Here is a 22945-nt window from a genome sequence, read left to right on the forward strand (position 1 = left end):
CTGGGGGCGGGGCGCCGGGGGCCCCGGCCGGCGGGGGGGGCGGGGGGCCCCCCCGCCGCACGATCAGGTCACCTGATCATCGCCCGGGCGGCGCGGGCGGGCGGGGCGTCGGCTCCTACACTCCGGGGCATGTTGCGCTGGCTGACCGCCGGTGAGTCGCACGGCCAGCAGCTCACCGCCGTCCTCGAGGGACTGCCCGCCGGCGTGCGGGTGCAGACCACCGACCTCGACGTCGACCTCGCCCGCCGCCGCCTGGGCCACGGCCGCGGCGCGCGGATGTCCTTCGAGCAGGACGAGGTCACCCTCACCGGCGGCGTCCGGCACGGCCTGACCATGGGCGGCCCGATCGCGGTGCAGGTGGGCAACACCGAGTGGCCCAAGTGGACGACGGTCATGTCGCCGGACCCGGTCGACCCCGAGGTGCTCGAGGGCCAGGCGCGCAACGCCCCGCTGACCCGCCCGCGGCCCGGCCACGCCGACCTCGCCGGCATGCAGAAGTACGGCTTCGACGACGCCCGCCCGGTGCTCGAGCGCGCCAGCGCCCGCGAGACCGCCGCCCGCGTCGCCCTCGGCACGATCGCGCGGGCGTTCCTCCGCCAGGCGCTCGGCGTCGAGGTGGTCAGCCACGTCGTCGCGATCGGCCCGGTCACCGTCCCCGACGGCGTCGTCCCCGGCCCGCAGGACAACCCGCGCATCGACGAGGACCCGGTGCGCTGCGCCGACCCGGCCACCAGCCCGGTCATGGTCGCCGAGGTCGACGACGCCCGGAAGAACGGTGACACCCTCGGCGGCGTCGTCGAGGTCGTCGTCCACGGCCTGCCCCCGGGCCTGGGCAGCCACGTGCACTGGGACCGCCGCCTGGACTCCCGGCTGGCCGCCGCGCTCATGGGCGTGCAGTCGGTCAAGGCCGTCGAGGTCGGCGACGGGCTGGAGACCGCCCGCCGCCGCGGCTCGGTCGCCCACGACGAGATCGTCAGCGCCGACGGCCGGCTGCGGCGGGTCACCGACCGCGCCGGCGGCATCGAGGGCGGCATGACCACCGGCGAGGTGCTGCGGGTCCGCGCCGCGATGAAGCCGATCTCCACCGTGCCGCGGGCGCTGGCCACCGTCGACGTCGCCACCGGCGACGCCGCGGTCGCGATCAACCAGCGCAGCGACGCCTGCGCCGTGCCGCGCGGGTCGGTGGTGATGGAGGCGATGGTCGCCCTCGTGCTCGCCGACGCCGCGCTGGAGAAGTTCGGCGGCGACTCGGTGGCCGAGACCGCCCGCAACGCCCGCGCCTACCTCGACGCCCTCCCGTTCCGGTGAGCCGGCCCCTCCTCGTGCTCGTGGGCCCGCCCGCGTCGGGCAAGACCACCGTCGGCACGGCGGTCGCCGCCGCGCTCGGCGTGCCCTTCCGCGACACCGACGCCGACGTGGAGGCCCGGGCCGGCACCACCGTCGCCGACCTGTTCGTCACGCACGGCGAGCCGCACTTCCGCGCGCTGGAGGAGGCCGCCGTGGCGGCGGCCCTGACCGGGCACGACGGCGTGCTGGCCCTCGGCGGCGGCGCGGTGCTCAGCGCGGCCAGCCGCGAGCTGCTCGTGGCCTACGGGCGGGACGGCGGCACCGTCGTCCACCTCGACGTCGACCTGCCCTCGGCCGCCAAGCGCGCCGGCCTGTCCCGCGACCGCCCGCTGCTGGCGGTCAACCCCCGCGCGATGCTGCGCACCCTGCTGGAGCAGCGCGCCCCCCTGTACGCCGAGGTGGCCACCGCGGTCGTCCCCACCGGCGGCCGCACCCCCGACGACGTCGTCGCCGACGTGCTGTCCGCGCTGCCCGCCGGGACCGCCCGGTGAGGCGGGTGACCGTCGCGGGGGAGGAGCCCTACGACGTCGTCATCGGCCCCGGTGCGCAGGCCGAACTGGGCCTGGTGCTGGCCGGCACACCGAAGGCCGCCGTCGTGCACGCCCCACCGCTGGCCGCCCTCGCCGGTGCCGCCGTCGAGACGCTGCAGACCGCCGGGGTGGCCGCCGAGGCCGTCGTCGTCCCCGACGGGGAGGCGGCCAAGACCGCCGCCGTCGCCGCCGCCGCGTGGGAGGAGTTCGGCCGGCTCGGGCTCACCCGCTCCGACGCCGTCGTCGGCGTCGGCGGGGGAGCGGTCACCGACCTCGCCGGGTTCCTCGCCGCCACCTGGGTGCGCGGCGTGCGCGTCGTGCACCTGCCCACCAGCGTCCTCGGCATGGTCGACGCCGCGGTGGGCGGCAAGACCGGCATCAACACCGGCGCGGGCAAGAACCTCGTCGGCGCGTTCCACCCGCCGGCCGGCGTGCTCGCCGACACCGACGTCCTCGCCGGGCTGCCCGAGGCGGAGTTCCGGTCCGGCATGGCCGAGGTCGTCAAGTGCGGCCTCATCGCCGACGGCACGATCCTCGACCTGCTCGAGGCCGACCCCACCGGCCGCCGCGACACCGAGGAGCTCGTCGAGCGCGCCGTCCGGGTGAAGGCCGACGCGGTGGGCCAGGACCTCTTCGACACCGGCGTCCGCGAGTTCCTCAACTACGGCCACACCCTCGGCCACGCCATCGAGCGCGTCGAGGACTTCGGCTGGCGGCACGGCGAGGCGGTCGCCGTCGGGCTGGTGTTCGCCGCCGAGCTCGGCGTGCGGTCCGGGCGGCTGTCGCGGGCCGAGGCCGACCGGCACCGCGACCTGCTCACCGCCATGGGCCTGCCCACCCGCTACGCCGGGGACTGGGCGGCGCTGCAGGCGGTGATGCGGGTGGACAAGAAGGCCCGCGGCGCGACGTTGCGCTTCGTCGTCCTCGACGGCCTCGGCGACCCGGGGATCCTCACCGACCCCGATCCCGCATGGCTCGACGCGGCGTGGGCCGCGGTCGCCGCGTGACCACCCGCCCCACCACCCCGACGGAGGCAGCGTGACCGTCCAGGTCCTCAACGGCCCCAACCTCGGCCGGCTCGGCACCCGCGAGCCCGAGGTCTACGGGACGACGACGTACGCGCAACTCGTCGAGCTGCTCGAGGACGCCGGGCGCGAGCTGGCCCTGGAGGTCCGCGTCCGGCAGACCGACGACGAGGCGGAGATGCTCCGCTGGATCCACGAGGCCACCGACGCCGGTGACCCCGTGGTGCTCAACCCGGCGGCCTGGTCGCACACCTCGGTCGCGCTGCACGACGCGCTCGCCGCGCTCGGCGCGCCGCTGGTGGAGGTGCACATCAGCAACGTCCACAAGCGCGAGCCGTTCCGGCACCACTCCTACGTGTCGGCGGTGGCCGACGGCGTCATCGCCGGCCTGGGCATCGAGGGCTACGTGCTGGCCCTGCAGTGGCTGTCCCTGCGGGGCGCGCGGTGAGCGGCAGCGGGGCGCAGCGGCGGGAGGCGCAGCGGCGCGAGCGGCTGCGGGCGACGGCGGCCGAGCGCGGCCTGGACGCCGTGCTGGTCACGAATCTCCTCAACGTGCGCTACCTGACCGGCTTCACCGGCTCCAACGGCGCACTGCTGCTGCGCACCGACGGCGGCGACGTCCTCGGCACCGACGGCCGCTACACCACCCAGGCCGGCACCCAGGTGCCCGACGTCGAGCTGCTCGTCGACCGCGCCACCGTGCCGGCGCTCGCCCAGGAGGCGGTGCGGCGCGGCGCCGGGCGGCTCGGCTACGAGAGCCACGAGGTCACCGTCGACGGGCACGCCCAGCTGCAGCGGGTGCTCACCGACGCCGCCGCCGGCGGCACGGTGCCCGAGCTGGTGTCGGTGCAGCGGGCGGTGGAGGCGCTGCGCGCGGTCAAGGACGACGACGAGGTCGACGCCCTGCGGCGGGCCTGCGCGGTCGCCGACCAGGCGCTGGCCGAGCTCGCCGCCGAGGGCGCCCTGCGGCCCGGGCGCACCGAGCTCGAGGTCGGCCGGGAGCTCGACGCCCGGATGCTGACCCTGGGGGCCGAGGCGCCGTCGTTCGAGACGATCGTGGCCACCGGCGCCAACTCGGCGATCCCGCACCACCGCCCCGACCGCACGGTGCTGGCCGGCGGCGACCTCCTCAAGCTGGACTTCGGCGCGACCGTCGACGGCTACCACTCGGACATGACCCGCACGCTGGTCCTCGGGCACGCCGCCGACTGGCAGCGCGAGATCCACGCCCTGGTGGCCGAGGCGCAGGCGGCCGGGCGGGCGGCGCTGGCCGTCGGTGCCGACGTCGTCGCCGTCGACGCCGCCGCCCGCGACGTGATCGCCGCCGCCGGGCACGCCGAGCACTTCACGCACGGCCTCGGCCACGGCGTGGGCCTGGAGATCCACGAGGCACCGGGCATCGGCCCGCTCGGCGCGGGTAGGCTGACCGCCGGCATGGCCGTCACCGTGGAGCCGGGGGTCTACCTCCCCGGCCACGGCGGTGTCCGGATCGAGGACACCCTCGTCGTCACCGGTGACGCGCCCGAACTGTTGACCCTCACGAGCAAGGAACTGCTGGTCCTCTAGATGGCTACCACCAACGACCTCAAGAACGGCATGGTCCTCAACCTCGACGGCCAGCTGTGGTCCGTCACCGAGTTCCAGCACGTCAAGCCCGGCAAGGGCGGTGCGTTCGTGCGCACCACGCTGAAGAACGTGCTCTCGGGCAAGGTCGTGGACCGCACCTTCAACGCCGGCACCAAGGTCGAGACGGCCACCGTCGACAAGCGGAACATGACCTACCTGTACAAGGACGGCGCCGACTTCGTCTTCATGGACGGCGAGACGTTCGACCAGATCCACGTGCCGGCCGAGACCGTCGGCAGCGGCGCGGACTACCTGCTGGAGAACACCGAGGCCGTCGTCGCCGTGCACGAGGGCACGCCGCTGTACGTGGAGCTCCCGGTGACCCTCGAGCTCGTCGTCGAGCACACCGACCCGGGCCTGCAGGGCGACCGCTCCACCGGCGGGACGAAGCCGGCCACCCTGGAGACCGGCGCGCAGATCCAGGTGCCGCTGTTCGTCAACACCGGCGACAAGCTCAAGGTGGACACCCGCGACGGCCGGTACCTCGGCCGCGCCAACTGACCCCGCCTCCCGGCACCGCACCCCGGACCCGTCCGATGGCCGCCCGCACCAAGGCGCGCAAGCGCGCCGTCGACGTCCTCTACGCCGCCGACCTGCGGGGCGCCGACGCGCTGGAGCTGCTGCGCGAGCGCGTGGCGCTCGCCGACCCGCCGGTGCCCGACCACGCGGTCCGGCTGGTGGAGGGCGTCGCCGCGCACGCCCGGCGCATCGACGAGCTGATCGGGCAGCACGCCCGCGGCTGGTCGCTGGAGCGGCTGCCCGACGTCGACCGGGCGATCCTCCGGATGGCGGTCTTCGAGCTGCTGTGGGTCGACGACGTGCCCGACGCCGTCGTCATCGACGAGGCCGTGGAGCTCGCGCGGGCGCTGTCCACCGACGACTCGCCGGCCTACGTCAACGGCGTCCTCGGGGCCATCCTCGACGCCGAGGTGCCCACCTCCTCCTGAGCCCCGGGCAGGCCGCTCGAGCCGGCCCCCAGCAGGCTCAGCCGCGCACGCCGGCCTCGGCGGCGGCCAGCATCGCCGCCGCCCGGACCCCGGCGTTCAGCCGCCGCGCCCGGCGCAGCGCGGACCGCAGGTCGGCCGCCAGCAGGACCTCGGGGTCGGGCATCGGGACGGGCGGGGCGGTGCTCACGCAGGACTCCTCGGGGGCGCGGTGTCGGTGCCGCCGACGCTAGGTGCGCCCCCTGACAGTTCCCGGTGACCGGCCTGCGCCCTCGTCGTGTGCACGCACCGCGGCCCGGGAGCCGTCCCGCGCGCGGGAGGTGCACGTACCGCGGCCGGCCGCGCCCGCGGACCGCGCTGCGTGCACGGACCGCGGACCCGACCGCTCCCGGACGCGACGAGGCCCGCCCCGGCAGCAGCCGGGACGGGCCTGGTGACGTGCTGGAACGGCCCCCGCAGGGGCCCGACGCGAGCTCGCGAGCGGTGGGGGGGTGAGAGGGTCCTCCGTCAGCGGGGGGCGCGCCGGCGGTCCCAGGCGTCGTCCTCGTCGTCGGCACCGGCGGCGCCGAGGCCGTCCATGCCGCCGGGGTTGAGCACGCCCCACTCGATGAGCCGGGTGGTCAGCTCGTCGGGGCTCATGTCGTAGATGATCGCCAGCGACTTGAGGTCCTCGGCGCGGATGGAGAGGACCTTGCCGTTGTAGTCGTGCCGCTGGGCCTGGATGGTCGAGGCGTAGCGGGCCAGCGGGCCGGCCTCGTCGGCGGGCAGCGAGCCCAGCGACTCGAGGTTCAGCACGATCTTGGTGGTGGACGTGACGGCCGAGGAGGGGCGCGGGTCGGGCAGCAGCTCGGAGACCGGCACGCCGTAGAAGACCGCCAGCTCCGAGAGGCGCTGCACGGTGACCGCCCGGTCACCGCGCTCGTAGGACCCGACGACGACGGCCTTCCAGCGGCCGTGCGACTTGTCCTCCACGCCCTGCAGGGAGAGGCCCTGCTGGTTGCGGATCGCCCGCAGCCGGGCACCGAGGGCCCGCGAGTAGTCCGTGCTCATCCGTGTCTGCTCACTGTCCGTCGTCGTGTGGAGGGCTCGGTCGTCACGCAGCGTACTGGTAACGCGGGAGTCACGACAGCACATCCCTCGTCCGTGCGCATCCTCGTCCACGCAGGGCCACCTGCGGCACCCCGGGGCGCGGCACGTTCACCCGACCGCGTGCAGTACGGTCGGCACCGGTCCGATCCGCTCCTTTAACGACCCGTCCCGTGAGGCGGGGAAGGAGGCCTGATGGCCGGCTCTCGCGAGCCTGCTGCGAGCCGCACGTCCACCGCCGGCGTCCTGCTCGCCCCCGCCGACGTCGCCCGTGTGGTCGACCGCATGGCGCACCAGCTGATCGAGAAGGCCGGCGACGCCCTCGCCGACCTCGTGCTGATCGGCATCCCCACCCGCGGCGCCCCGCTGGCCCGCCGCCTCGCCGCCCGCGTCGCCGCGTTCAGCGGCACGGCGGTCGACGTCGGCACCGTCGACATCACCCTCTACCGCGACGACCTGCGGCTGCGCGGCGTCCGGGCGCTGGAGGACACCCTCCTGCCGGCGCAGGGCATCGACGGCCGGCTGGTCGTCCTCGTCGACGACGTCCTGTTCTCCGGGCGCTCGGTGCGCGCGGCCCTGGACGCGCTGCGCGACCTCGGCCGCCCGCGGGCGGTCCAGCTCGCCGTCCTGGTCGACCGCGGCCACCGGGAGCTGCCGATCCGCGCCGACTACGTGGGCAAGAACGTGCCCACCGCGCGCACCCAGCAGGTGCGCGTCCACCTGACCGAGACCGACGGCGCCGACGAGGTGCTGGTGACGGAGGGGGAGGGCCGGTGAAGCGGCACCTGCTGGAGAGCGCCGACCTCGACCGCGACGACGCCACGCTGGTGCTCGACACCGCCGCGCAGATCGACCAGGCGCTGGCCGGCCGCGAGGTCAAGAAGCTGCCCACGCTGCGCGGCCGCACGGTGGTCAACCTCTTCTACGAGGACTCCACCCGCACCCGCATCTCCTTCGAGCTGGCGGCCAAGCGGCTGTCCGCCGACGTCATCAACTTCTCCGCCAAGGGCAGCAGCGTCTCCAAGGGCGAGAGCCTCAAGGACACCGCGCTCACCCTCGAGGCGATGGGCAGCGACGCGATCGTCGTCCGGCACGGCGCCTCCGGGGCGCCCCACCGGCTGGCGAACTGGGTGCGGGGCAGCGTGGTCAACGCCGGCGACGGCACCCACGAGCACCCCACCCAGGCGCTGCTGGACGCCTACACGATCCGCCGCCGGCTGGGCCGCCTCGACGGCGTCCGGGTGACGATCGTCGGCGACGTCCTGCACAGCCGGGTGGCCCGCTCCAACGTGTGGCTGCTGACGACGCTGGGCGCCGAGGTCACCCTCGTCGCCCCGCCGACGCTGCTGCCGGTGGGCGTGGACTCCTGGCCGGTGGAGGTCTCCTACGACCTCGACGCCGTGCTGCCCAAGGCCGACGCGGTGATGATGCTGCGGGTCCAGGCCGAGCGGATGAACGCCTCGTTCTTCCCCAGCGCCCGGGAGTACAGCCGCCGCTACGGCCTCGACGCGCTCCGGCTGGCCGCGCTGTCCGACGACGCGATCGTCATGCACCCCGGCCCGATGAACCGCGGCATGGAGATCGCCGCCGACGTCGCCGACTCGGTCCGCTCGACGATCGTCGAGCAGGTCGGCAACGGCGTCAGCGTGCGGATGGCCGTGCTGTACCTGCTCCTGGGAGGCAACGCGTGACCGTGCTCGTCAAGGGGGCGCGCGTCCTCGGCGGCGAGCCCGCCGACCTGCTGCTGAAGGACGGCCGGATCGCCGCGGTCGGCGAGCGGCTGAGCGCGACCGGCGCCACCGTCGTCGACGCCGACGGGCTGGTCGCCCTGCCCGGCCTGGTCGACCTGCACACCCACCTGCGCGAGCCCGGCCGCGAGGACGCCGAGACCGTGGAGACCGGCAGCCGTGCCGCGGCGCTGGGCGGGTTCACCGCGGTGCACGCCATGGCCAACACCGACCCGGTCGCCGACACCGCCGGGGTCGTCGAGCAGGTGTGGCGGCTGGGCCGGCAGGCCGGGCTGGTCGACGTCGTCCCGGTCGGGGCGGTGACCGTGGGCCTGCGCGGCGAGCGGCTGGCCGAGCTCGGCGCGATGGCCGACTCCGCCGCCCGGGTGCGGGTCTTCTCCGACGACGGGCACTGCGTCGCCGACCCCGCGCTCATGCGCCGCGCGCTGGAGTACGTGAAGGCCTTCGACGGCGTCGTCGCCCAGCACGCCGAGGAGCCGCGGCTGACCGCCGGCGCGCAGATGAACGAGGGCGACCGCTCGGCGCGGCTCGGGCTCACCGGCTGGCCGGCCGCCGCCGAGGAGGCGGTGATCGCCCGCGACGTGCTGCTGGCCCAGCACGTGGGCGCCCGGCTGCACGTCTGCCACGTGTCCACCGCCGGGTCGGTGGAGCTGCTGCGCTGGGCGAAGTCCCGCGGCGTGCAGGTGACCGCCGAGGTCACCCCGCACCACCTGCTGCTCACCGAGGCCTGCGCCGAGTCCTACGACCCGGTGTTCAAGGTCAACCCGCCGCTGCGCACCGAGGAGGACGTGCGGGCGCTGCGGGCCGGGCTGGCCGACGGCACGATCGACGCCGTCGCCACCGACCACGCCCCGCACGCGGTGGAGGACAAGGAGAGCGAGTGGGCGCAGGCCCGGCCCGGGATGCTCGGGCTGGAGCAGGCGCTGTCGGTCGTCGTCGAGACGCTGGTGGAGCCCGGCCTGCTGGACTGGGCCGGGGTCGCCGACCGCATGTCGGTCCGCCCGGCGGCCATCGGCCGCCTCGACGGGGCCGAGGACCGCGCGCACGGCCGCCCGCTGGCGCCCGGCGAGCCGGCCAACCTGCTGCTGGTCGACCCCGCCGCCCGGGTCGTCGTCGACCCGGCCGCGCTGGCCAGCCGCAGCCGCAACACCCCCTACGCCGGGCGTGAGCTGCCCGGCCGCGTGGTCGCGACGTTCCTGCGCGGCGAGGCGACGGTGCTCGACGGGAAGGCTGTGCGGTGACAGAGGCTGTGCTCGTCCTGGAGGACGGGCGGACGTTCCGCGGTGAGGCCTACGGGGCGGTCGGCACCACGGTCGGCGAGGCGGTGTTCGCCACCGGGATGACCGGCTACCAGGAGACGCTCACCGACCCCAGCTATGCCGGCCAGATCGTCACGATGACCGCGCCGCACATCGGCAACACCGGCGTCAACGGCGAGGACGACGAGAGCCGCCACATGTGGGTGGCCGGGTTCGTCGTCCGCGACCCCGCCCGCCGCCCGGCGAACTGGCGGGCCACCGGCACCCTCGACGACGAGCTCGCCGCGCAGGGCGTCGTCGGCATCAGCGGCGTCGACACCCGCGCGCTGACCCGGCACCTGCGCGAGCGCGGCGCGATGCGGGCGGGCATCAGCAGCGAGTCGCTGGACGCCGACGCGCTGCTCACCCGGGTGCGCGCCGCCGAGAGCATGGTCGGCGCCGACCTCGCACCGCAGGTGAGCACCCGCGCGCCCTACGTCGTGCCGGCGGTGGGGGAGCGGCGGTTCACCGTCGCCGCGCTCGACCTGGGCATCAAGACCGCCACCCCGCGGCACCTGGCCGCCCTCGGCGTCGAGACCCACGTGCTGCCCGCGACGGCGACCGCCGACGACCTGCTGCGGCACGGCACCGACGGCGTCTTCCTCTCCAACGGGCCCGGCGACCCTGCCGCGGCCGACTACGCGGTGGCCGCCGTGCGCGGCGTGCTCGACGCCGGCCGGCCGCTGTTCGGCATCTGCTTCGGCAACCAGCTGCTCGGCCGCGCGCTGGGCCTGGGCACCTACAAGCTGCGCTTCGGCCACCGGGGGCTCAACCAGCCGGTGCTCGACCGGGTCAGCGGCACCGTGCGGGTGACCAGCCACAACCACGGGTTCGCCGTCGACGCGCCGCTGGACCGGGCCACCGACACCCCCCACGGGCGGGTCGAGGTCAGCCACGTCGGCCTCAACGACGACGTCGTCGAGGGGCTGCGCTGCCTCGACGCGCCGGCGTTCAGCGTCCAGTTCCACCCCGAGTCCGCCGCGGGCCCGCACGACGCCGCGCCGCTGTTCGAGCGGTTCACCGACCTGATGGGGGAGGCCCGCTGATGCCCAGGAGAACCGACATCTCGCACGTCCTGGTCATCGGCTCCGGGCCGATCCTCATCGGGCAGGCCGCGGAGTTCGACTACTCCGGCACCCAGGCCTGCCGCGTGCTGCGCGCCGAGGGGCTGCGGGTCAGCCTGGTCAACAGCAACCCGGCGACGATTATGACCGACCCCGAGGTCGCCGACGCCACCTACGTCGAGCCGCTGACGCCGGAGTTCGTCGAGCGGGTCATCGCCCGGGAGCGCCCCGACGCGCTGCTGGCCACCCTCGGCGGGCAGACCGCGCTCAACATCGCCATCGGCCTGTACCAGAACGGCACGCTGGAGCGGTACGGCGTGCGGCTCATCGGCGCCGACGTCGACGCGATCAACCGCGGCGAGGACCGGCAGCTGTTCAAGGACATCGTCCGCGCGGTCGGCGCCGACACCCCGCGCTCGCGGGTCTGCTCGACCGTCGAGGAGGCCCTGGCCACCGCCGCCGACGTCGGCTACCCGGTGGTCGTCCGGCCGTCGTTCACGATGGGCGGGCTGGGCTCGGGCTTCGCCACCGACGAGCCGATGCTGCGCCGGATGGCCGGCCACGGCCTGACCGACTCCCCGGTGCACACCGTGCTCGTCGAGGAGTCGGTGCTCGGCTGGAAGGAGTACGAGCTCGAGCTCATGCGCGACCGCAGCGACAACGTGGTCGTCGTCTGCTCGATCGAGAACGTCGACGCCATGGGCGTGCACACCGGCGACTCGGTCACCGTCGCACCGGCCATGACCCTCACCGACGTCGAGTACCAGCGGATGCGCGACGTCGGCATCGCGGTGCTGCGCGAGGTCGGCGTCGACACCGGCGGCTGCAACATCCAGTTCGCCGTGAACCCGGCCGACGGGCGGCTGGTCGTCATCGAGATGAACCCGCGGGTGTCGCGGTCGAGCGCGCTGGCGTCGAAGGCGACCGGCTTCCCGATCGCGAAGATCGCCGCCAAGCTCGCGATCGGCTACACCCTCGACGAGATCACCAACGACATCACCGGCGTCACCCCGGCCAGCTTCGAGCCGGCGCTGGACTACGTCGTGGTGAAGATCCCGCGGTTCGCCTTCGAGAAGTTCCCCGGCGCGGACCCGCGGCTGACCACGACGATGAAGAGCGTCGGCGAGGTCATGGCGCTGGGCCGCAACTTCCCCGAGGCGCTGGGCAAGGCGATGCGGTCCACCGAGACGAAGGCCGCCGGGTTCTGGACCGGGCCGCCGGAGCACCGCTCGGCCGCCGAGCTGCTCGAGGCGCTGCGCACGCCCGTCGACGGCCGGCTGTACCTGGCCGAGCGGGCCCTGGCGGCGGGCGCGACGGTGGAGCAGGTGGCCGAGGCCAGCGGCTTCGACCCCTGGTTCGTCGACCAGGTCGCGCTGGTGCACGAGGTGGGCGAGCAGGTGCGCGCAGCGCCGTCGCTGACGCCGGAGCTGCTGCGGCGGGCCAAGCGGCACGGGCTCTCCGACCGCCAGGTCGCGGCGCTGCGGCCCGAGCTCGCCGGCGAGGACGGCGTGCGGGTGCTGCGCCGGCGCCTCGGCATCCGGCCGGTGTTCAAGACGGTGGACACCTGCGCCGCGGAGTTCGCCGCCCGCACGCCCTACCACTACTCGTCCTACGACGAGGAGACCGAGGTCGAGCCGCGGGAGAAGCCGGCGGTGCTCATCCTCGGCTCGGGGCCCAACCGGATCGGCCAGGGCATCGAGTTCGACTACTCGTGCGTGCACGCGGTCATGGCGCTGCAGGACGCCGGCTACGAGGCCGTGATGGTCAACTGCAACCCCGAGACCGTCTCCACCGACTACGACACCGCCGACCGGCTCTACTTCGAGCCGCTGACCTTCGAGGACGTCCTCGAGGTGGTCGAGGCCGAGCGGGCGGCCGGCCCGGTCGCCGGGGTGGTGTGCACCCTCGGCGGGCAGACGCCGCTGGGCCTGGCGCAGCGGCTCAAGGACGCCGGGGTGCCGGTGCTGGGGACCTCGCCGGAGTCCATCGACGCCGCCGAGGACCGCGGGGCGTTCTCCCGCGTGCTGGCCGACGCCGGCCTGCGCGCGCCCGAGCACGGCACCGCCACCGCCTTCGCCGAGGCGCGCCGCATCGCCGCGACCATCGGCTACCCGGTGCTGGTGCGCCCGTCCTACGTGCTCGGCGGCCGCGGCATGGAGATCGTCTACGACGACGCCACGCTCGAGGCCTACATCGCCAAGGCCACCGACGTCAGCCCCGCCCACCCGGTGCTGGTCGACCGGTTCCTCGAGGACGCCGTCGAGATCGACGTCGACGCGCTCTACGACGGCACCGAGCTCTACCTCGGCGGGGTCATGGAGCACATCGAGGAGGCCGGCATCCACTCCGGCGACTCGGCGTGCGCGCTGCCGCCGATCACGCTCGTCTCGGCGGACCTCGCGCGGATCCGCACCGCCACCGAGGCGCTGGCCGCCCGGATCGGCGTCCGCGGGCTGCTCAACGTGCAGTACGCGCTCAAGGACGACGTCCTGTACGTGCTGGAGGCCAACCCGCGGGCGTCGCGGACGGTGCCGTTCGTCTCCAAGGCGACCGCCGTGCCGCTGGCGAAGGCCGCGGCCCGGATCGCCGTGGGGGAGACGATCGCGGAGCTGCGGGCCGCGGGCGTGCTGCCGGCCACCGGCGACGGCGCGGACCTGGCCGAGCGGGCGCCGATCGCGGTCAAGGAGGCGGTGCTGCCCTTCCACCGGTTCCGCACCGTCGACGGCCACGGCGTCGACACCGTGCTGGGCCCGGAGATGAAGTCCACCGGCGAGGTCATGGGCCTCGACGACGGCTTCGGCACCGCGTTCGCCAAGTCGCAGGTGGCCTCCTACGGCCCGCTGCCCACGACCGGCACGGTGTTCGTCTCGCTGGCCAACCGGGACAAGCGGGCCGCCGTCTTCCCGGTCAAGCGGCTGGCCGACCTCGGCTTCCGCGTGCTGGCCACCGCCGGCACCGCGCAGGTGCTGCGCCGCAACGGCGTCGAGTGCGAGGTGGTCGGCAAGTACAGCGAGGGCCCGGGCAACTGCGTGGAGCGGATCCTCGCCGGCGACGTCGACATCGTCGTCAACACGCCGTTCGGGTCCCCGGGCAACAGCGGGCCGCGGCTGGACGGCTACGAGATCCGCACCGCCGCCGTCGCCGCGGACATCCCGTGCATCACCACGGTGCAGGGCATGGCCGCGGCGGTGCAGGGGATCGAGGCGCTGCGCCGCGGCGGCCTGGGCGTGCGCAGCCTGCAGGAGGTCCACGCGGCGCTGTCCACGCCGTCGTGACGATCGTCCGTGCCGTGCGCGACGACCTGGTCGCCCGCGGGCTCCTCGACGGGCTGGCCGCGGCCTACGCCGCCGGCCTCGCCCGCTTCGCGACGCCGCCCGACCTCGACGCCCGGGTCGCCCCCGCGGCCGCGCTCGCCGGCCGGCTCGCGGCGGGGGAGGCCGGGACGAGCGACCTGCCGCTGCTCACCCGGGTGCTGTTCCTCGCCGGGCACGGCGGGGTGCTCGCCGCGCACGATGTGCGGACGCCGTCCTACGACCTGCTCCGCTCCTACCGGGAGAACCTGGCGACGCCGGTCGGCCCGCGGCTGCCGGAGCGCCCGCGCGCGGGGGACCGGCGGTGGCGGGTGCTCGGCCGCGACGTCGGCTTCCCGATCGGCGTGCCCGCGTGCGTGCTGGCCGGCGGGGAGGAGTGGGTCCGCTTCCACGCGCGCAACGGGTTCAGCGTGCTCACCTACAAGACGGTGCGCAGCCGCGCCCACGAGCCCAACGCCCGGCCCAACTGGACCTTCGCGCCACGGCCCCCGGACGGCGACGTCGTCGTCTCCGACCCGTGGGACTGGGTCGAGCCCGGGGACCCCGGGGTGAGCACGGTGAACTCCTTCGGGGTGCCCTCGCCGCCGCCGGAGGAGTGGATGCCCGACCTCGAGCGGTCGCTGGCCGCGGTCGACCACGACCAGCTGCTGCTGGTCAGCGTCATGGGCTCCGGGGACGGCCCGGCCCTGGCCGGGGACTTCGCCGCGACGGCGCGGCTGGCGCAGGAGGCCGGCGCGACGGTGGTGGAGCTGAACCTCTCCTGCCCCAACACGCTCACCGCGTCCCCCGACGGCGTGCAGCCGCCGCTGTGCCTCGACGCCGACGCGACGGTCGCGGTGGTCGAGACGGTGCGCCGCGACCTCGACGACCGCACCGGCCTGGTCGCCAAGCTGTCGTGGCTCGACGAGCAGCGCCTCGCCGCGCTGGTGCCCCGGCTGGCCCCGCTGGTCGACGGCGTGGCGGGCATCAACACGGTCGCCCGCCGGGTGGTGCGCAGCGACGGCGAGCCGACCTTCCCCGGCCGCGCCGTCGCGGGGCTGTCCGGGGCCGCCGTCCGCGGGCAGGCGCTGGACCTCACCCGCCGCCTGGTCGCGCTGCGCGAGGCCGGTGGGCACCGCTTCGACGTGCTGGCGATGGGCGGGGTGACCGACCCGGCGTCGTTCCGGGCGCTGTACGACGCCGGCGCCGACGCCGTGCAGTCGGCCTCCGGCGCGTTCGCCGACCCGTTCCTGGCCCGCGACTGCATCGCCGCGCACGGCGACACCCTGCCGCGGGCGGTGCCGAGGTGACCGCGCCGTTCGGGCAGCGGCTGGCCGACGCCGTCGCCGCGCGCGGCCCGCTGTGCGTGGGCCTCGACCCGCACGGCGGGCTGCTGGAGCGCTGGGGCCTGCCCGACTCCCCGGACGGCCTCGCCCGGTTCACCGACGCCGTCGTCGGCGCGCTGGCCGGGGAGGTCGCCGTCCTCAAGCCGCAGTCGGCGTTCTACGAGCGGCACGGCTCGCGCGGCCTGGCGGTGCTCGAGGACGGCGTCGCCCGGGCCCGCGCGGCCGGCGCGCTGGTGCTGCTCGACGCCAAGCGCGGCGACATCGGCTCCACGATGGACGCCTACGCCGACGTGCTGCGGCCCGGGCACCCGTGCGCCGTCGACGCGCTGACCGTCAGCCCCTACCTCGGCCCCGGCGCACTGCAGCCGGCCGTGGACACCGCGCGGCTCACCGGCGGCGGGCTGTTCGTGCTGGCCCGCACCTCCAACCCCGACGCCGGCGCGCTGCAGTCCGCGGCGGTGGGGGAGCGGTCGGTGGCGCAGGTCGTCGTCGACACCGTGCGCGGCTGGAACACCCCGGGCTGGGTGGTCGGCGACCCGCTGCCCGACCTCGGCGCGGTGCAGGACCTCGGCAGCCGCTGGGGGGCGGCCACCGGGTCCTTCGGCGTCGTGGTCGGGGCGACCCTGCCCGACCTCGACGTCGACCTCGACGGGCTCGGCGGCCCGGTGCTCGCGCCCGGGCTCGGCGCCCAGGGCGGGACGCCGGCGGACCTGCGCCGGCTCTTCGGCGCCGGGCGCGCCGTCGTCCCGACCGTCTCCCGCGACGTGCTCGCCGCCGGCCCCGACCCGGCCGCCCTGCGCGCGGCGGCGGCGCGGTGGGCGGGGGAGCTCGCGGCGTGAGACGGGCGCTGCCCTGGGGGCTCGGGCTGCTGGGCGCGGCCCTCGCCGTCGCGGGGGTGGCCGTGTTCTGGTGGACGAACACCCACCCGGCGGCCGCGGGGATCCCCCGCGGCTCCGCGCCGCTGGAGCCCGTGGACGCCTACGACAGCACGCTCACCCTGACCTTCGACGACGGGTGGGCGGTGCTCTGGGACCGGGGCCACCTGGTGGGTGCGGGCCTGCTCGTGGCGGGGGCGCTCGTGCTCGCGGGGGTCGGCGGGTGGGTGCTGGGCCGCCGCTCCGCCCGCTGAGTTCCAGGTCCCCGGCGTGTCGTCCTCCGCGTGTCTCCCCGCATCGATGCGGACCTAATACGTTCCGTATACTTCGTGACCTGCGGCTCTCACGCACCGTCACACAGCCCGTGGACAGAGCGTGAGGAGCGGACGGACGGAGATCGGAAACTCCGCGCGCACCGCGCGTGACCTGCGGATTCCCGGTTACTAGGTTGACCGCCGGGCCCGAGACCACGGGTGCCGCACGGCACGGACACAGCACCGAGACGCCGGGGCGCAGGCCCCCGCGACGACACGATTGGGACGCACCATGCCCCTGCCTGACCTGTCCCCGGAACAGCGCGCCGCCGCCCTGGAGAAGGCCGCCGCGGCCCGCAAGGCACGTGCCGAGCTGCGCGAGCGGCTCAAGAGCAAGGGCGCCACGGTCGGCGACGTCCTGCGCCAGGGCGAGACCGACGAGGTCATCGGGAAGATGCGCGTGTCGGCGGTGCTGGAGTCCCTGCCCGGCGTCGGCAAGGCGCGTGCTGCGAAGATCATGGAGCGGCTCGAGATCTCCCCGACCCGCCGGGTCCGCGGCCTGGGCGCCAACCAGCGCCGGGCCCTGGAGTCGGAGTTCGGGGGCGAGCAGGTGGTCGCCGACCAGGTGCCCGCCGACTCGGCCAGCTGACCGGGATCGCCTGCCGCACCACACCGCACCACCGCACCGAGGACGAGGACGACGCGTTGCCCACTGCACCACGGTCCCCGGTCCCGGCGCGCCTCACGGTGCTCTCCGGGCCCTCGGGGGTCGGCAAGGGCACCGTCGTGGCGGAGGTCCGCCGCCGGTACCCCGAGGTGTGGGTCTCGGTGTCGGTGACCACCCGGCGGGCCCGGGCGGGGGAGGTGGACGGCGTCCACTACCACTTCGTCGACGACGCCGAGTTCGACCGGCTCGTCGCCGAGGACGGCCTGCTGGAGTGGGCGGAGTACGCCGGCAACCGCTACGGCACACCGGCCGCCCCGGTCCGCGAGCGACTCGCGACCGGGGCGCCGGCGCTGCTGGAGATCGAGCTGCAGGGCGCCCGCCAGGTCCGTGCCCGCGACGGCGGGGCCCAGCTGGTCTTCCTCGCGCCGCCGTCGTGGGCGGAGCTGAAGAGCCGGCTGGCCGGCCGGGGCTCGGAGCCGCCCGCCGTGCAGGAGCGCCGGCTGGCCATCGCGCAGGCCGAGCTGGACGCCGCGGGGGAGTTCGACGTCGTGGTGGTCAACGACGACGTCGCCAGGGCCGCCGACGAGTTGGTATCCTTGCTCGCTGCGCCGTCGTCGGAGACGACCGGCGCCTCCGAGTGACGGCCCCCGAGGCCCCTCACTCCCGCCGAACCAGCCGAGGAGTCCTGCGCCCGTGTCCGGAGTCGCACCTGCCCCCGAGGGCATCACCAACCCGCCGATCGACGAGCTGCTCGAGCGCACCAGCAGCAAGTACGGTCTGGTGATCTTCGCCGCCAAGCGTGCGCGGCAGATCAACGCCTACTACAGCCAGCTCTCCGAGGGCCTCCTGGAGTACGTCGGCCCGCTGGTCGACACCGCGCCGCAGGAGAAGCCGCTGTCGATCGCCCTCCGCGAGATCAACGAGGGTCTGCTGACCCACACCGCCGGCGAGAACTGACGGAGCACCCCCTCGCCCCCCACCGCTCGCAGGCTCGCGGCGGGGCCCTGCGAGGGGGCCGTTCCAGGCCCCTGCGAGTGACGCCCCCGGTACTCGGTGCCGGGGGTGTCGTCGTCTCTGCGGGAGGATGGGGCGCATGAGCCGGATCGTGCTGGGCGTCGCCGGGGGCGTGGCCGCGTACAAGGCCGCGCTGCTGCTGCGTGCGCTGACCGAGGCCGGGCACGACGTCCGCGTCGTCCCCACCCCCGGGGCGCTGCACTTCGTCGGCGCGGCCACCTTCGAGGCGCTGTCGGGCCACCCGGTGACCACCGACGTGTGGTCCGACGTGCCCGAGGTCGCCCACGTCCGGATCGGGCAGACCGCCGACCTCGTCGTCGTCGCGCCGGCCACCGCCGACCTGCTCGCCCGCGCCGCCGCCGGCCGGGCCGACGACCTGCTCACCGCCACGCTGCTCACCGCGCACTGCCCGGTGGTGTTCGTGCCGGCCATGCACACCGAGATGTGGCTGCACCCGGCCACCCAGGACAACGTGGCCACGCTGCGCCGCCGCGGCGCGGTCGTGCTGCCCCCGGCCGTGGGCCGGCTCACCGGTCCCGACTCCGGCCCCGGCCGGCTGCCCGAGCCCGCCGACGTCGCCGCGCTCGCCCACGTCGCGCTCACCGCCGGCGCCGGCGCGCTGCGCGCCGACCTCACCGGCCGCCGCGTGGTGGTCAGCGCCGGCGGCACCCGCGAGCCGCTGGACCCGGTGCGCTACCTGGGCAACCGATCCTCGGGCCGGCAGGGGTGGGCGCTGGCCCGCGTCGCCGCCGCCCGCGGCGCCGAGGTCACCCTGGTCGCGGCCAACGTCGACCTGCCCGCGCCGTTCGGTGTCCGCGTCGTCCCGGTCGGGACGGCGGAGGAGCTGCGCACCGCGGTGCTGGCCGAGGCGCCGGAGGCCGACGTCGTGGTCATGACCGCCGCGGTGGCCGACTTCCGGCCGGCGACGGTCGCGGCCACCAAGCTGAAGAAGGACAGCGCGAGCGAGCCCGACAGCGTGCCGCTGGTGCGCAACCCCGACGTCCTCGCCGAGCTGGTCACCAAGCGCACCCCCGGGCAGCTGGTGGTCGGGTTCGCCGCCGAGACCGGCGACGAGACCGGCGACGTGCTGGCCCACGCCCGCGCCAAGCTCGCCCGCAAGGGCTGCGACCTGCTGGTCGTCAACGACGTCTCCGGCGGCGGGGTGTTCGGCCGGCCGGACAACGCCGCCGTCGTCCTGGCCGCCGACGGCAGCGCCACCGACGTGCCCCACGGCACCAAGGACGCCGTCGCGGCGGCGGTCTGGCAGGCCGTGCTGCCCCGGCTGGCCCGACCGCCGGCCACCCCGCCCGGGGCGCGCCGGTAACGTGCTCCCCCGGCGCGGACCGCCCCGCGCCCCACCTCGTGACCGCGAGCCCGTCACCGAAGCAGGGAGAACCGAGTGCCACGCCGCCTCTTCACGTCCGAGTCGGTGACCGAGGGCCACCCGGACAAGATCGCCGACCAGATCAGCGACGCGATCCTCGACGAGATGCTCACCCAGGACCCGCACAGCCGGGTCGCGGTGGAGACCCTGATCACCACCGGGCAGGTGCACATCGCCGGCGAGGTCACCACCGCCGGCTACGTCGACATCGCCGACGTCGTCCGCCGGACCGTGCTGCGGATCGGCTACGACTCCTCCCGCAAGGGCTTCGACGGCTCCTCCTGCGGCGTGAGCGTCTCCATCGGCGCCCAGTCGCCCGACATCGCCCAGGGCGTCGACACCGCCTACGAGGCGCGCACCTCCGGCGCGGCCGACGACGAGATCGAGCGGCAGGGCGCCGGCGACCAGGGCCTGATGTTCGGCTACGCCACCGACGAGACCCCCGAGCTGATGCCGCTGCCGATCGCGCTGGCGCACCGGCTCGCGCGCCGGCTGTCGGCGGTCCGCAAGGACGGCTCGGTGCCCTACCTGCGCCCCGACGGCAAGACCCAGGTCACCGTCGTCTACGAGGACGACCGGCCGGTCGGCGTCGACACCGTCGTCGTCTCGTCCCAGCACGCCGAGGACATCTCCATCGAGCAGCTGCTCACCCCCGACGTGCAGGAGCTCGTCGTCGAGCCGGAGCTGACCGCGCTCGGCCTGCCCACCGAGGGCTACCGGCTGCTGGTCAACCCGACCGGCAAGTTCGTCATCGGCGGCCCGATGGGCGACGCCGGCCTCACCGGCCGCAAGATCATCGTCGACACCTACGGCGGCATGGCCCGCCACGGCGGCGGCGCCTTCTCCGGCAAGGACCCCTCGAAGGTCGACCGGTCGGGTGCCTACGCGATGCGCTGGGTGGCCAAGAACGTCGTCGCCGCGGGCCTGGCGCGCCGCTGCGAGGTGCAGGTGGCCTACGCGATCGGCGCCGCGCACCCGGTCGGGCTGTTCGTCGACACCCACGGCACCGGCACCGTGCCCGACGACGTCCTGGAGAAGGCGGTCACCACGGTGTTCGACCTGCGGCCGGGCGCGATCGTGCGCGACCTGGACCTGCTGCGGCCGATCTACGGGCCCACCGCCGCCTACGGCCACTTCGGCCGCACCGACGTCGAGCTGCCGTGGGAGCGCACCGACCGCGTGGAGGCCCTGCGCTCCGCCGCGGGCTGAGCGCACGGCACCGTCGTACCCGGCGGGGACACTGCTGCGCGACGACCCCGCCGGAACGGAGGACCCCCTGACCTCGGCTCCCGCGCAGGACGCGCCGGCCGGCCCGGGCACCCGCACGCCGCGGGTGGCGCGGGTCGTCGTCGACGTGCCGTTGGCGCACCTCGACCGGGCCTTCGACTACGCCGTCCCCGACGAGCTGGCCGGCGAGGTGCGGGCCGGGTGCCGGGTGCGGGTGCGGTTCGCCGGACAGCTGGTCGACGGGTTCGTCCTGGAGCTCACCGACGTCAGCGAGTCCGGCCGGGCGCTCGCGCCGCTGACCAAGCTGGTCTCGTCCGAGCCGGTGCTCACCCCGGAGGTCGCCGCGCTGGCCCGCTCCGTCGCCGAGCGCTGGGGCGGCACGCTGCCCGACGTGCTGAGGCTGGCCGTCCCGCCCCGCCGGGCCGCCGCCGAGAAGCGCCCGCCGGCCGAGCCGCCCGCGCCCCCGGCGCCCCCGGACCCGGCCGGCTTCGCGCGCTACCCGACCGGGCCGGCGCTGCTGGCCGCCGTCGCCGAGGGCCGCCCGGCCCGCGCGGTGTGGACGGCGCTGCCGGGGGAGGACTGGCCCGCCCGGCTGGCCGAGCTGTGCCAGGCGGCGCTGTCGGGCGGGCGCGGGGCGCTGGTGGTGGTCCCCGACGGCCGCGACCTCGACCGGCTGGAGGCCGCGGCCGCGGCGCGGCTGCCGGCGGGGTCGTTCGTCGTGCTCCGCGCCGACGCCGCCCCCGACGCCCGCTACCGCCGGTTCCTCGACGCCGCCCGCGGCAGCGCGAGGGTCGTCCTCGGCACCCGGGCGTCGGTGTTCGCGCCGGTCGCCGACCTCGGCCTGGTGGTGGTCTGGGACGACGGCGACGACCTGCACGCCGAGCCCCGGGCGCCCTACGCGCACGCCCGCGACGTGCTGCTGCACCGCGCCCACCTGGCCTCGTGCGCGGCGGTGGTCGCGGCCACCGCGCGGACGGCGGAGGCGGCGCTGCTGGTGGAGAGCGGCTGGGCGCACGAGCTCGTCGCCGACCGCGTCACGCTGCGCGCGGCCGGCCCGCGCGTGCAGGCCCTCGGCGAGGACTCCGAGCTCGCCCGCGACCCCGCGGCGCGCACCGCCCGGCTGCCCAGCCTCGCCCACCGGGTGGCCCGCGCGGCGCTGGCCGAGGGCGCCCCGGTGCTGGTCCAGGTGCCGCGCGCCGGGTACGCGCCGGGGCTGTCCTGCGACCGCTGCCGGGCACCGGCCCGGTGCGCCGTCTGCTCCGGACCGCTGGGCATCGCACCCACCCCGGGCCCGGGCGGCTCCCGGGTGCCGGCCTGCCGCTGGTGCGCCCGCCCGGCGGCCACCTTCGACTGCCCGCACTGCCACGGCAGCAAGCTGCGCGCCTCCGTCGTCGGCGCCGCCCGGACCGCCGAGGAGCTCGGCCGTGCGTTCCCCGGCGCGCCCGTGCGGGTGTCGGGGCGCTCCTCCGGGGTGGTGCCGTCGGTGCCGTCCGGTCCGGCCCTGGTCGTGGCCACGCCGGGCGCCGAGCCGGTGGCCGAGGGTGGCTACGGCGCCGCGCTGCTGCTCGACTCGTGGGCGCTGCTCGGGCGCGCGGACCTGCGGGCGGGGGAGGAGACGCTGCGCCGCTGGATGAACGCCGCCACGCTGGTGCGCCCGCACGGCTCGGTCGTCGTCGCCGCCGACGCCGCGCACCCCGTCGTCCAGGCGCTGGTGCGCTGGGACCCGGGCTGGCTCGCCGCGCGCGAGCTCGCCGACCGCCGCGCCCTCGGCTTCCCCCCGGCCACCCGGATGGCCGCCGTCTCGGGGTCGCCGGCGGCCCTGGCGGAGTTCCTCGACGCCGCCCGGCTGCCCGACGGCGCCGACCTGCTCGGGCCGGTCCCGGAGCCACCGCGGCCGGGGCAGGAGGGCGAGCGGGCGCGGTACCTGGTGCGGGTGCCGCGGGGGGAGGGTGCCGCGCTGGCCACCGCGCTGGCTGCGGTGCAGGGGGTGCGCAGTGCCCGCAAGGCGCGCGAGCACGTGCGCGTCCAGCTCGACCCACTCGAGCTCGTCTGACGGCGGACGCACGATCAGGTGACCTGATCGTGCGGTGTCCTGGCTCACCGCCGGAGCTGAGCCAGGACGCGGTGCGCTGAGCTCACCTGATCGTCGCGCGCGGGGCGGCCCGAGCGACCGCCCGGGCACTTCCGCGGAAGTGCGCGGAGGGCGCCACCTACGCTGGA

23 protein-coding genes are annotated in these 22945 nt (G+C 75.9%); 21 read left to right on the forward strand and 2 right to left on the reverse strand.

Annotated elements, in window-relative coordinates:
* Positions 1-129: 129 nt before the first annotated feature.
* From aroC to nusB, 7 genes are read left to right on the forward strand one after another with little or no spacing between them, the layout of a single operon-like run.
* The gene (gene aroC, locus ACI8AD_RS19750; protein WP_456872229.1) at positions 130-1308 is read left to right on the forward strand and encodes a chorismate synthase; all 1179 of its coding nucleotides are present in this window, start codon (positions 130-132) and stop codon (positions 1306-1308) included.
* Positions 1305-1838, forward strand: coding sequence for a shikimate kinase (locus ACI8AD_RS19755; protein WP_456872230.1), 534 nt, complete (start codon positions 1305-1307; stop codon positions 1836-1838). The genes aroC and ACI8AD_RS19755 overlap by 4 nt, the downstream gene beginning before the upstream one ends.
* A gap of 5 nt (positions 1839-1843) precedes the next feature.
* Positions 1844-2884 (forward strand): 3-dehydroquinate synthase, encoded by a 1041-nt coding sequence (gene aroB / locus ACI8AD_RS19760; RefSeq protein ID WP_456872231.1) that lies wholly within the window; start codon positions 1844-1846, stop codon positions 2882-2884.
* A 31-nt stretch (positions 2885-2915) separates the two neighbouring features.
* A complete protein-coding gene (gene aroQ / locus ACI8AD_RS19765; RefSeq protein ID WP_456872232.1) occupies positions 2916-3350 on the forward strand; it encodes a type II 3-dehydroquinate dehydratase in 435 nt (144 codons plus the stop codon).
* Positions 3347-4468 (forward strand): M24 family metallopeptidase, encoded by a 1122-nt coding sequence (locus tag ACI8AD_RS19770; RefSeq protein WP_456872233.1) that lies wholly within the window; start codon positions 3347-3349, stop codon positions 4466-4468. Before aroQ ends, ACI8AD_RS19770 begins: the two co-directional genes overlap by 4 nt.
* On the forward strand, positions 4469-5029 hold the full coding sequence (gene efp, locus ACI8AD_RS19775; RefSeq protein ID WP_456872234.1) for an elongation factor P: 561 nt from the start codon (positions 4469-4471) through the stop codon (positions 5027-5029). It begins immediately after the preceding gene.
* Positions 5030-5064: 35 nt separating this feature from the next.
* Positions 5065-5475, forward strand: a complete 411-nt coding sequence (gene nusB, locus ACI8AD_RS19780) for a transcription antitermination factor NusB (protein ID WP_456872235.1) — start codon at positions 5065-5067, stop codon at positions 5473-5475.
* Between the two features lie 37 nt (positions 5476-5512).
* Here the strand turns inward: nusB and ACI8AD_RS19785 are convergent, their stop codons facing one another.
* Together ACI8AD_RS19785 and bldD are read right to left on the reverse strand one after the other, a co-directional pair.
* A complete protein-coding gene (locus tag ACI8AD_RS19785) occupies positions 5513-5662 on the reverse strand; it encodes a hypothetical protein (RefSeq protein ID WP_456872236.1) in 150 nt (49 codons plus the stop codon).
* 317 nt (positions 5663-5979) lie between these two features.
* Entirely contained in the window at positions 5980-6522 is a 543-nt protein-coding gene (gene bldD, locus ACI8AD_RS19790; protein ID WP_089404849.1) for a transcriptional regulator BldD, read from the reverse strand.
* A gap of 231 nt (positions 6523-6753) precedes the next feature.
* Here bldD and pyrR point away from each other — a divergent pair, with 231 nt between their 5' ends.
* The 14 genes from pyrR to ACI8AD_RS19860 all read left to right on the forward strand — a co-directional run bounded on the left by pyrR (position 6754) and on the right by ACI8AD_RS19860 (position 22778).
* Positions 6754-7335, forward strand: coding sequence for a bifunctional pyr operon transcriptional regulator/uracil phosphoribosyltransferase PyrR (gene pyrR / locus ACI8AD_RS19795; protein ID WP_456872237.1), 582 nt, complete (start codon positions 6754-6756; stop codon positions 7333-7335).
* Complete coding sequence (locus tag ACI8AD_RS19800; protein ID WP_456872238.1) at positions 7332-8249, forward strand: aspartate carbamoyltransferase catalytic subunit; 918 nt, start codon at positions 7332-7334, stop codon at positions 8247-8249. The genes pyrR and ACI8AD_RS19800 overlap by 4 nt, the downstream gene beginning before the upstream one ends.
* Positions 8246-9547, forward strand: a complete 1302-nt coding sequence (locus tag ACI8AD_RS19805; protein ID WP_456872239.1) for a dihydroorotase — start codon at positions 8246-8248, stop codon at positions 9545-9547. The genes ACI8AD_RS19800 and ACI8AD_RS19805 overlap by 4 nt, the downstream gene beginning before the upstream one ends.
* Entirely contained in the window at positions 9544-10650 is a 1107-nt protein-coding gene (gene carA, locus ACI8AD_RS19810) for a glutamine-hydrolyzing carbamoyl-phosphate synthase small subunit (protein WP_456872240.1), read from the forward strand. The genes ACI8AD_RS19805 and carA overlap by 4 nt, the downstream gene beginning before the upstream one ends.
* Positions 10650-13943: a carbamoyl-phosphate synthase large subunit gene (gene carB / locus ACI8AD_RS19815; protein ID WP_456872241.1), complete on the forward strand. Its 3294-nt coding sequence runs from the start codon at positions 10650-10652 to the stop codon at positions 13941-13943. The genes carA and carB overlap by 1 nt, the downstream gene beginning before the upstream one ends.
* A complete protein-coding gene (locus tag ACI8AD_RS19820) occupies positions 13940-15268 on the forward strand; it encodes a dihydroorotate oxidase (protein ID WP_456872242.1) in 1329 nt (442 codons plus the stop codon). Before carB ends, ACI8AD_RS19820 begins: the two co-directional genes overlap by 4 nt.
* Positions 15265-16143, forward strand: a complete 879-nt coding sequence (gene pyrF, locus ACI8AD_RS19825) for an orotidine-5'-phosphate decarboxylase (protein ID WP_456872243.1) — start codon at positions 15265-15267, stop codon at positions 16141-16143. The genes ACI8AD_RS19820 and pyrF overlap by 4 nt, the downstream gene beginning before the upstream one ends.
* Positions 16140-16433, forward strand: coding sequence for a hypothetical protein (locus ACI8AD_RS19830; RefSeq protein ID WP_456872244.1), 294 nt, complete (start codon positions 16140-16142; stop codon positions 16431-16433). The genes pyrF and ACI8AD_RS19830 overlap by 4 nt, the downstream gene beginning before the upstream one ends.
* Before the next feature lie 292 nt (positions 16434-16725).
* Positions 16726-17082 carry an integration host factor, actinobacterial type gene (gene mihF / locus ACI8AD_RS19835; RefSeq protein ID WP_089404841.1) on the forward strand — a complete coding sequence of 119 codons (357 nt, stop codon included), beginning with the start codon at positions 16726-16728 and terminating at the stop codon, positions 17080-17082.
* A 56-nt stretch (positions 17083-17138) separates the two neighbouring features.
* Positions 17139-17741, forward strand: coding sequence for a guanylate kinase (gmk, locus tag ACI8AD_RS19840; protein WP_456872245.1), 603 nt, complete (start codon positions 17139-17141; stop codon positions 17739-17741).
* A gap of 52 nt (positions 17742-17793) precedes the next feature.
* The gene (gene rpoZ / locus ACI8AD_RS19845) at positions 17794-18057 is read left to right on the forward strand and encodes a DNA-directed RNA polymerase subunit omega (protein WP_012949163.1); all 264 of its coding nucleotides are present in this window, start codon (positions 17794-17796) and stop codon (positions 18055-18057) included.
* A gap of 136 nt (positions 18058-18193) precedes the next feature.
* On the forward strand, positions 18194-19438 hold the full coding sequence (gene coaBC / locus ACI8AD_RS19850) for a bifunctional phosphopantothenoylcysteine decarboxylase/phosphopantothenate--cysteine ligase CoaBC (protein ID WP_456872246.1): 1245 nt from the start codon (positions 18194-18196) through the stop codon (positions 19436-19438).
* A 75-nt stretch (positions 19439-19513) separates the two neighbouring features.
* Positions 19514-20707 carry a methionine adenosyltransferase gene (gene metK / locus ACI8AD_RS19855; RefSeq protein WP_456872247.1) on the forward strand — a complete coding sequence of 398 codons (1194 nt, stop codon included), beginning with the start codon at positions 19514-19516 and terminating at the stop codon, positions 20705-20707.
* Positions 20708-20831: 124 nt separating this feature from the next.
* Complete coding sequence (locus tag ACI8AD_RS19860) at positions 20832-22778, forward strand: primosomal protein N' (RefSeq protein WP_456872248.1); 1947 nt, start codon at positions 20832-20834, stop codon at positions 22776-22778.
* Positions 22779-22945: the final 167 nt, after the last annotated feature.

The sequence above is a fragment of the Geodermatophilus sp. SYSU D00766 genome, assembly GCF_054049915.1.

Bases quoted from the DNA above. Each gene is read 5' to 3' on its own strand.
- aroC (WP_456872229.1), top strand. From the start codon at position 130: ATGTTGCGCTGGCTGACCGCCGGTGAGTCGCACGGCCAGCAGCTCACC.
- efp (WP_456872234.1), top strand. From the start codon at position 4,469: ATGGCTACCACCAACGACCTCAAGAACGGCATGGTCCTCAACCTCGAC.
- nusB (WP_456872235.1), top strand. From the start codon at position 5,065: ATGGCCGCCCGCACCAAGGCGCGCAAGCGCGCCGTCGACGTCCTCTAC.
- bldD (WP_089404849.1), bottom strand. From the start codon at position 6,522: ATGAGCACGGACTACTCGCGGGCCCTCGGTGCCCGGCTGCGGGCGATC.
- pyrR (WP_456872237.1), top strand. From the start codon at position 6,754: ATGGCCGGCTCTCGCGAGCCTGCTGCGAGCCGCACGTCCACCGCCGGC.
- carB (WP_456872241.1), top strand. From the start codon at position 10,650: ATGCCCAGGAGAACCGACATCTCGCACGTCCTGGTCATCGGCTCCGGG.
- mihF (WP_089404841.1), top strand. From the start codon at position 16,726: ATGCCCCTGCCTGACCTGTCCCCGGAACAGCGCGCCGCCGCCCTGGAG.
- coaBC (WP_456872246.1), top strand. From the start codon at position 18,194: ATGAGCCGGATCGTGCTGGGCGTCGCCGGGGGCGTGGCCGCGTACAAG.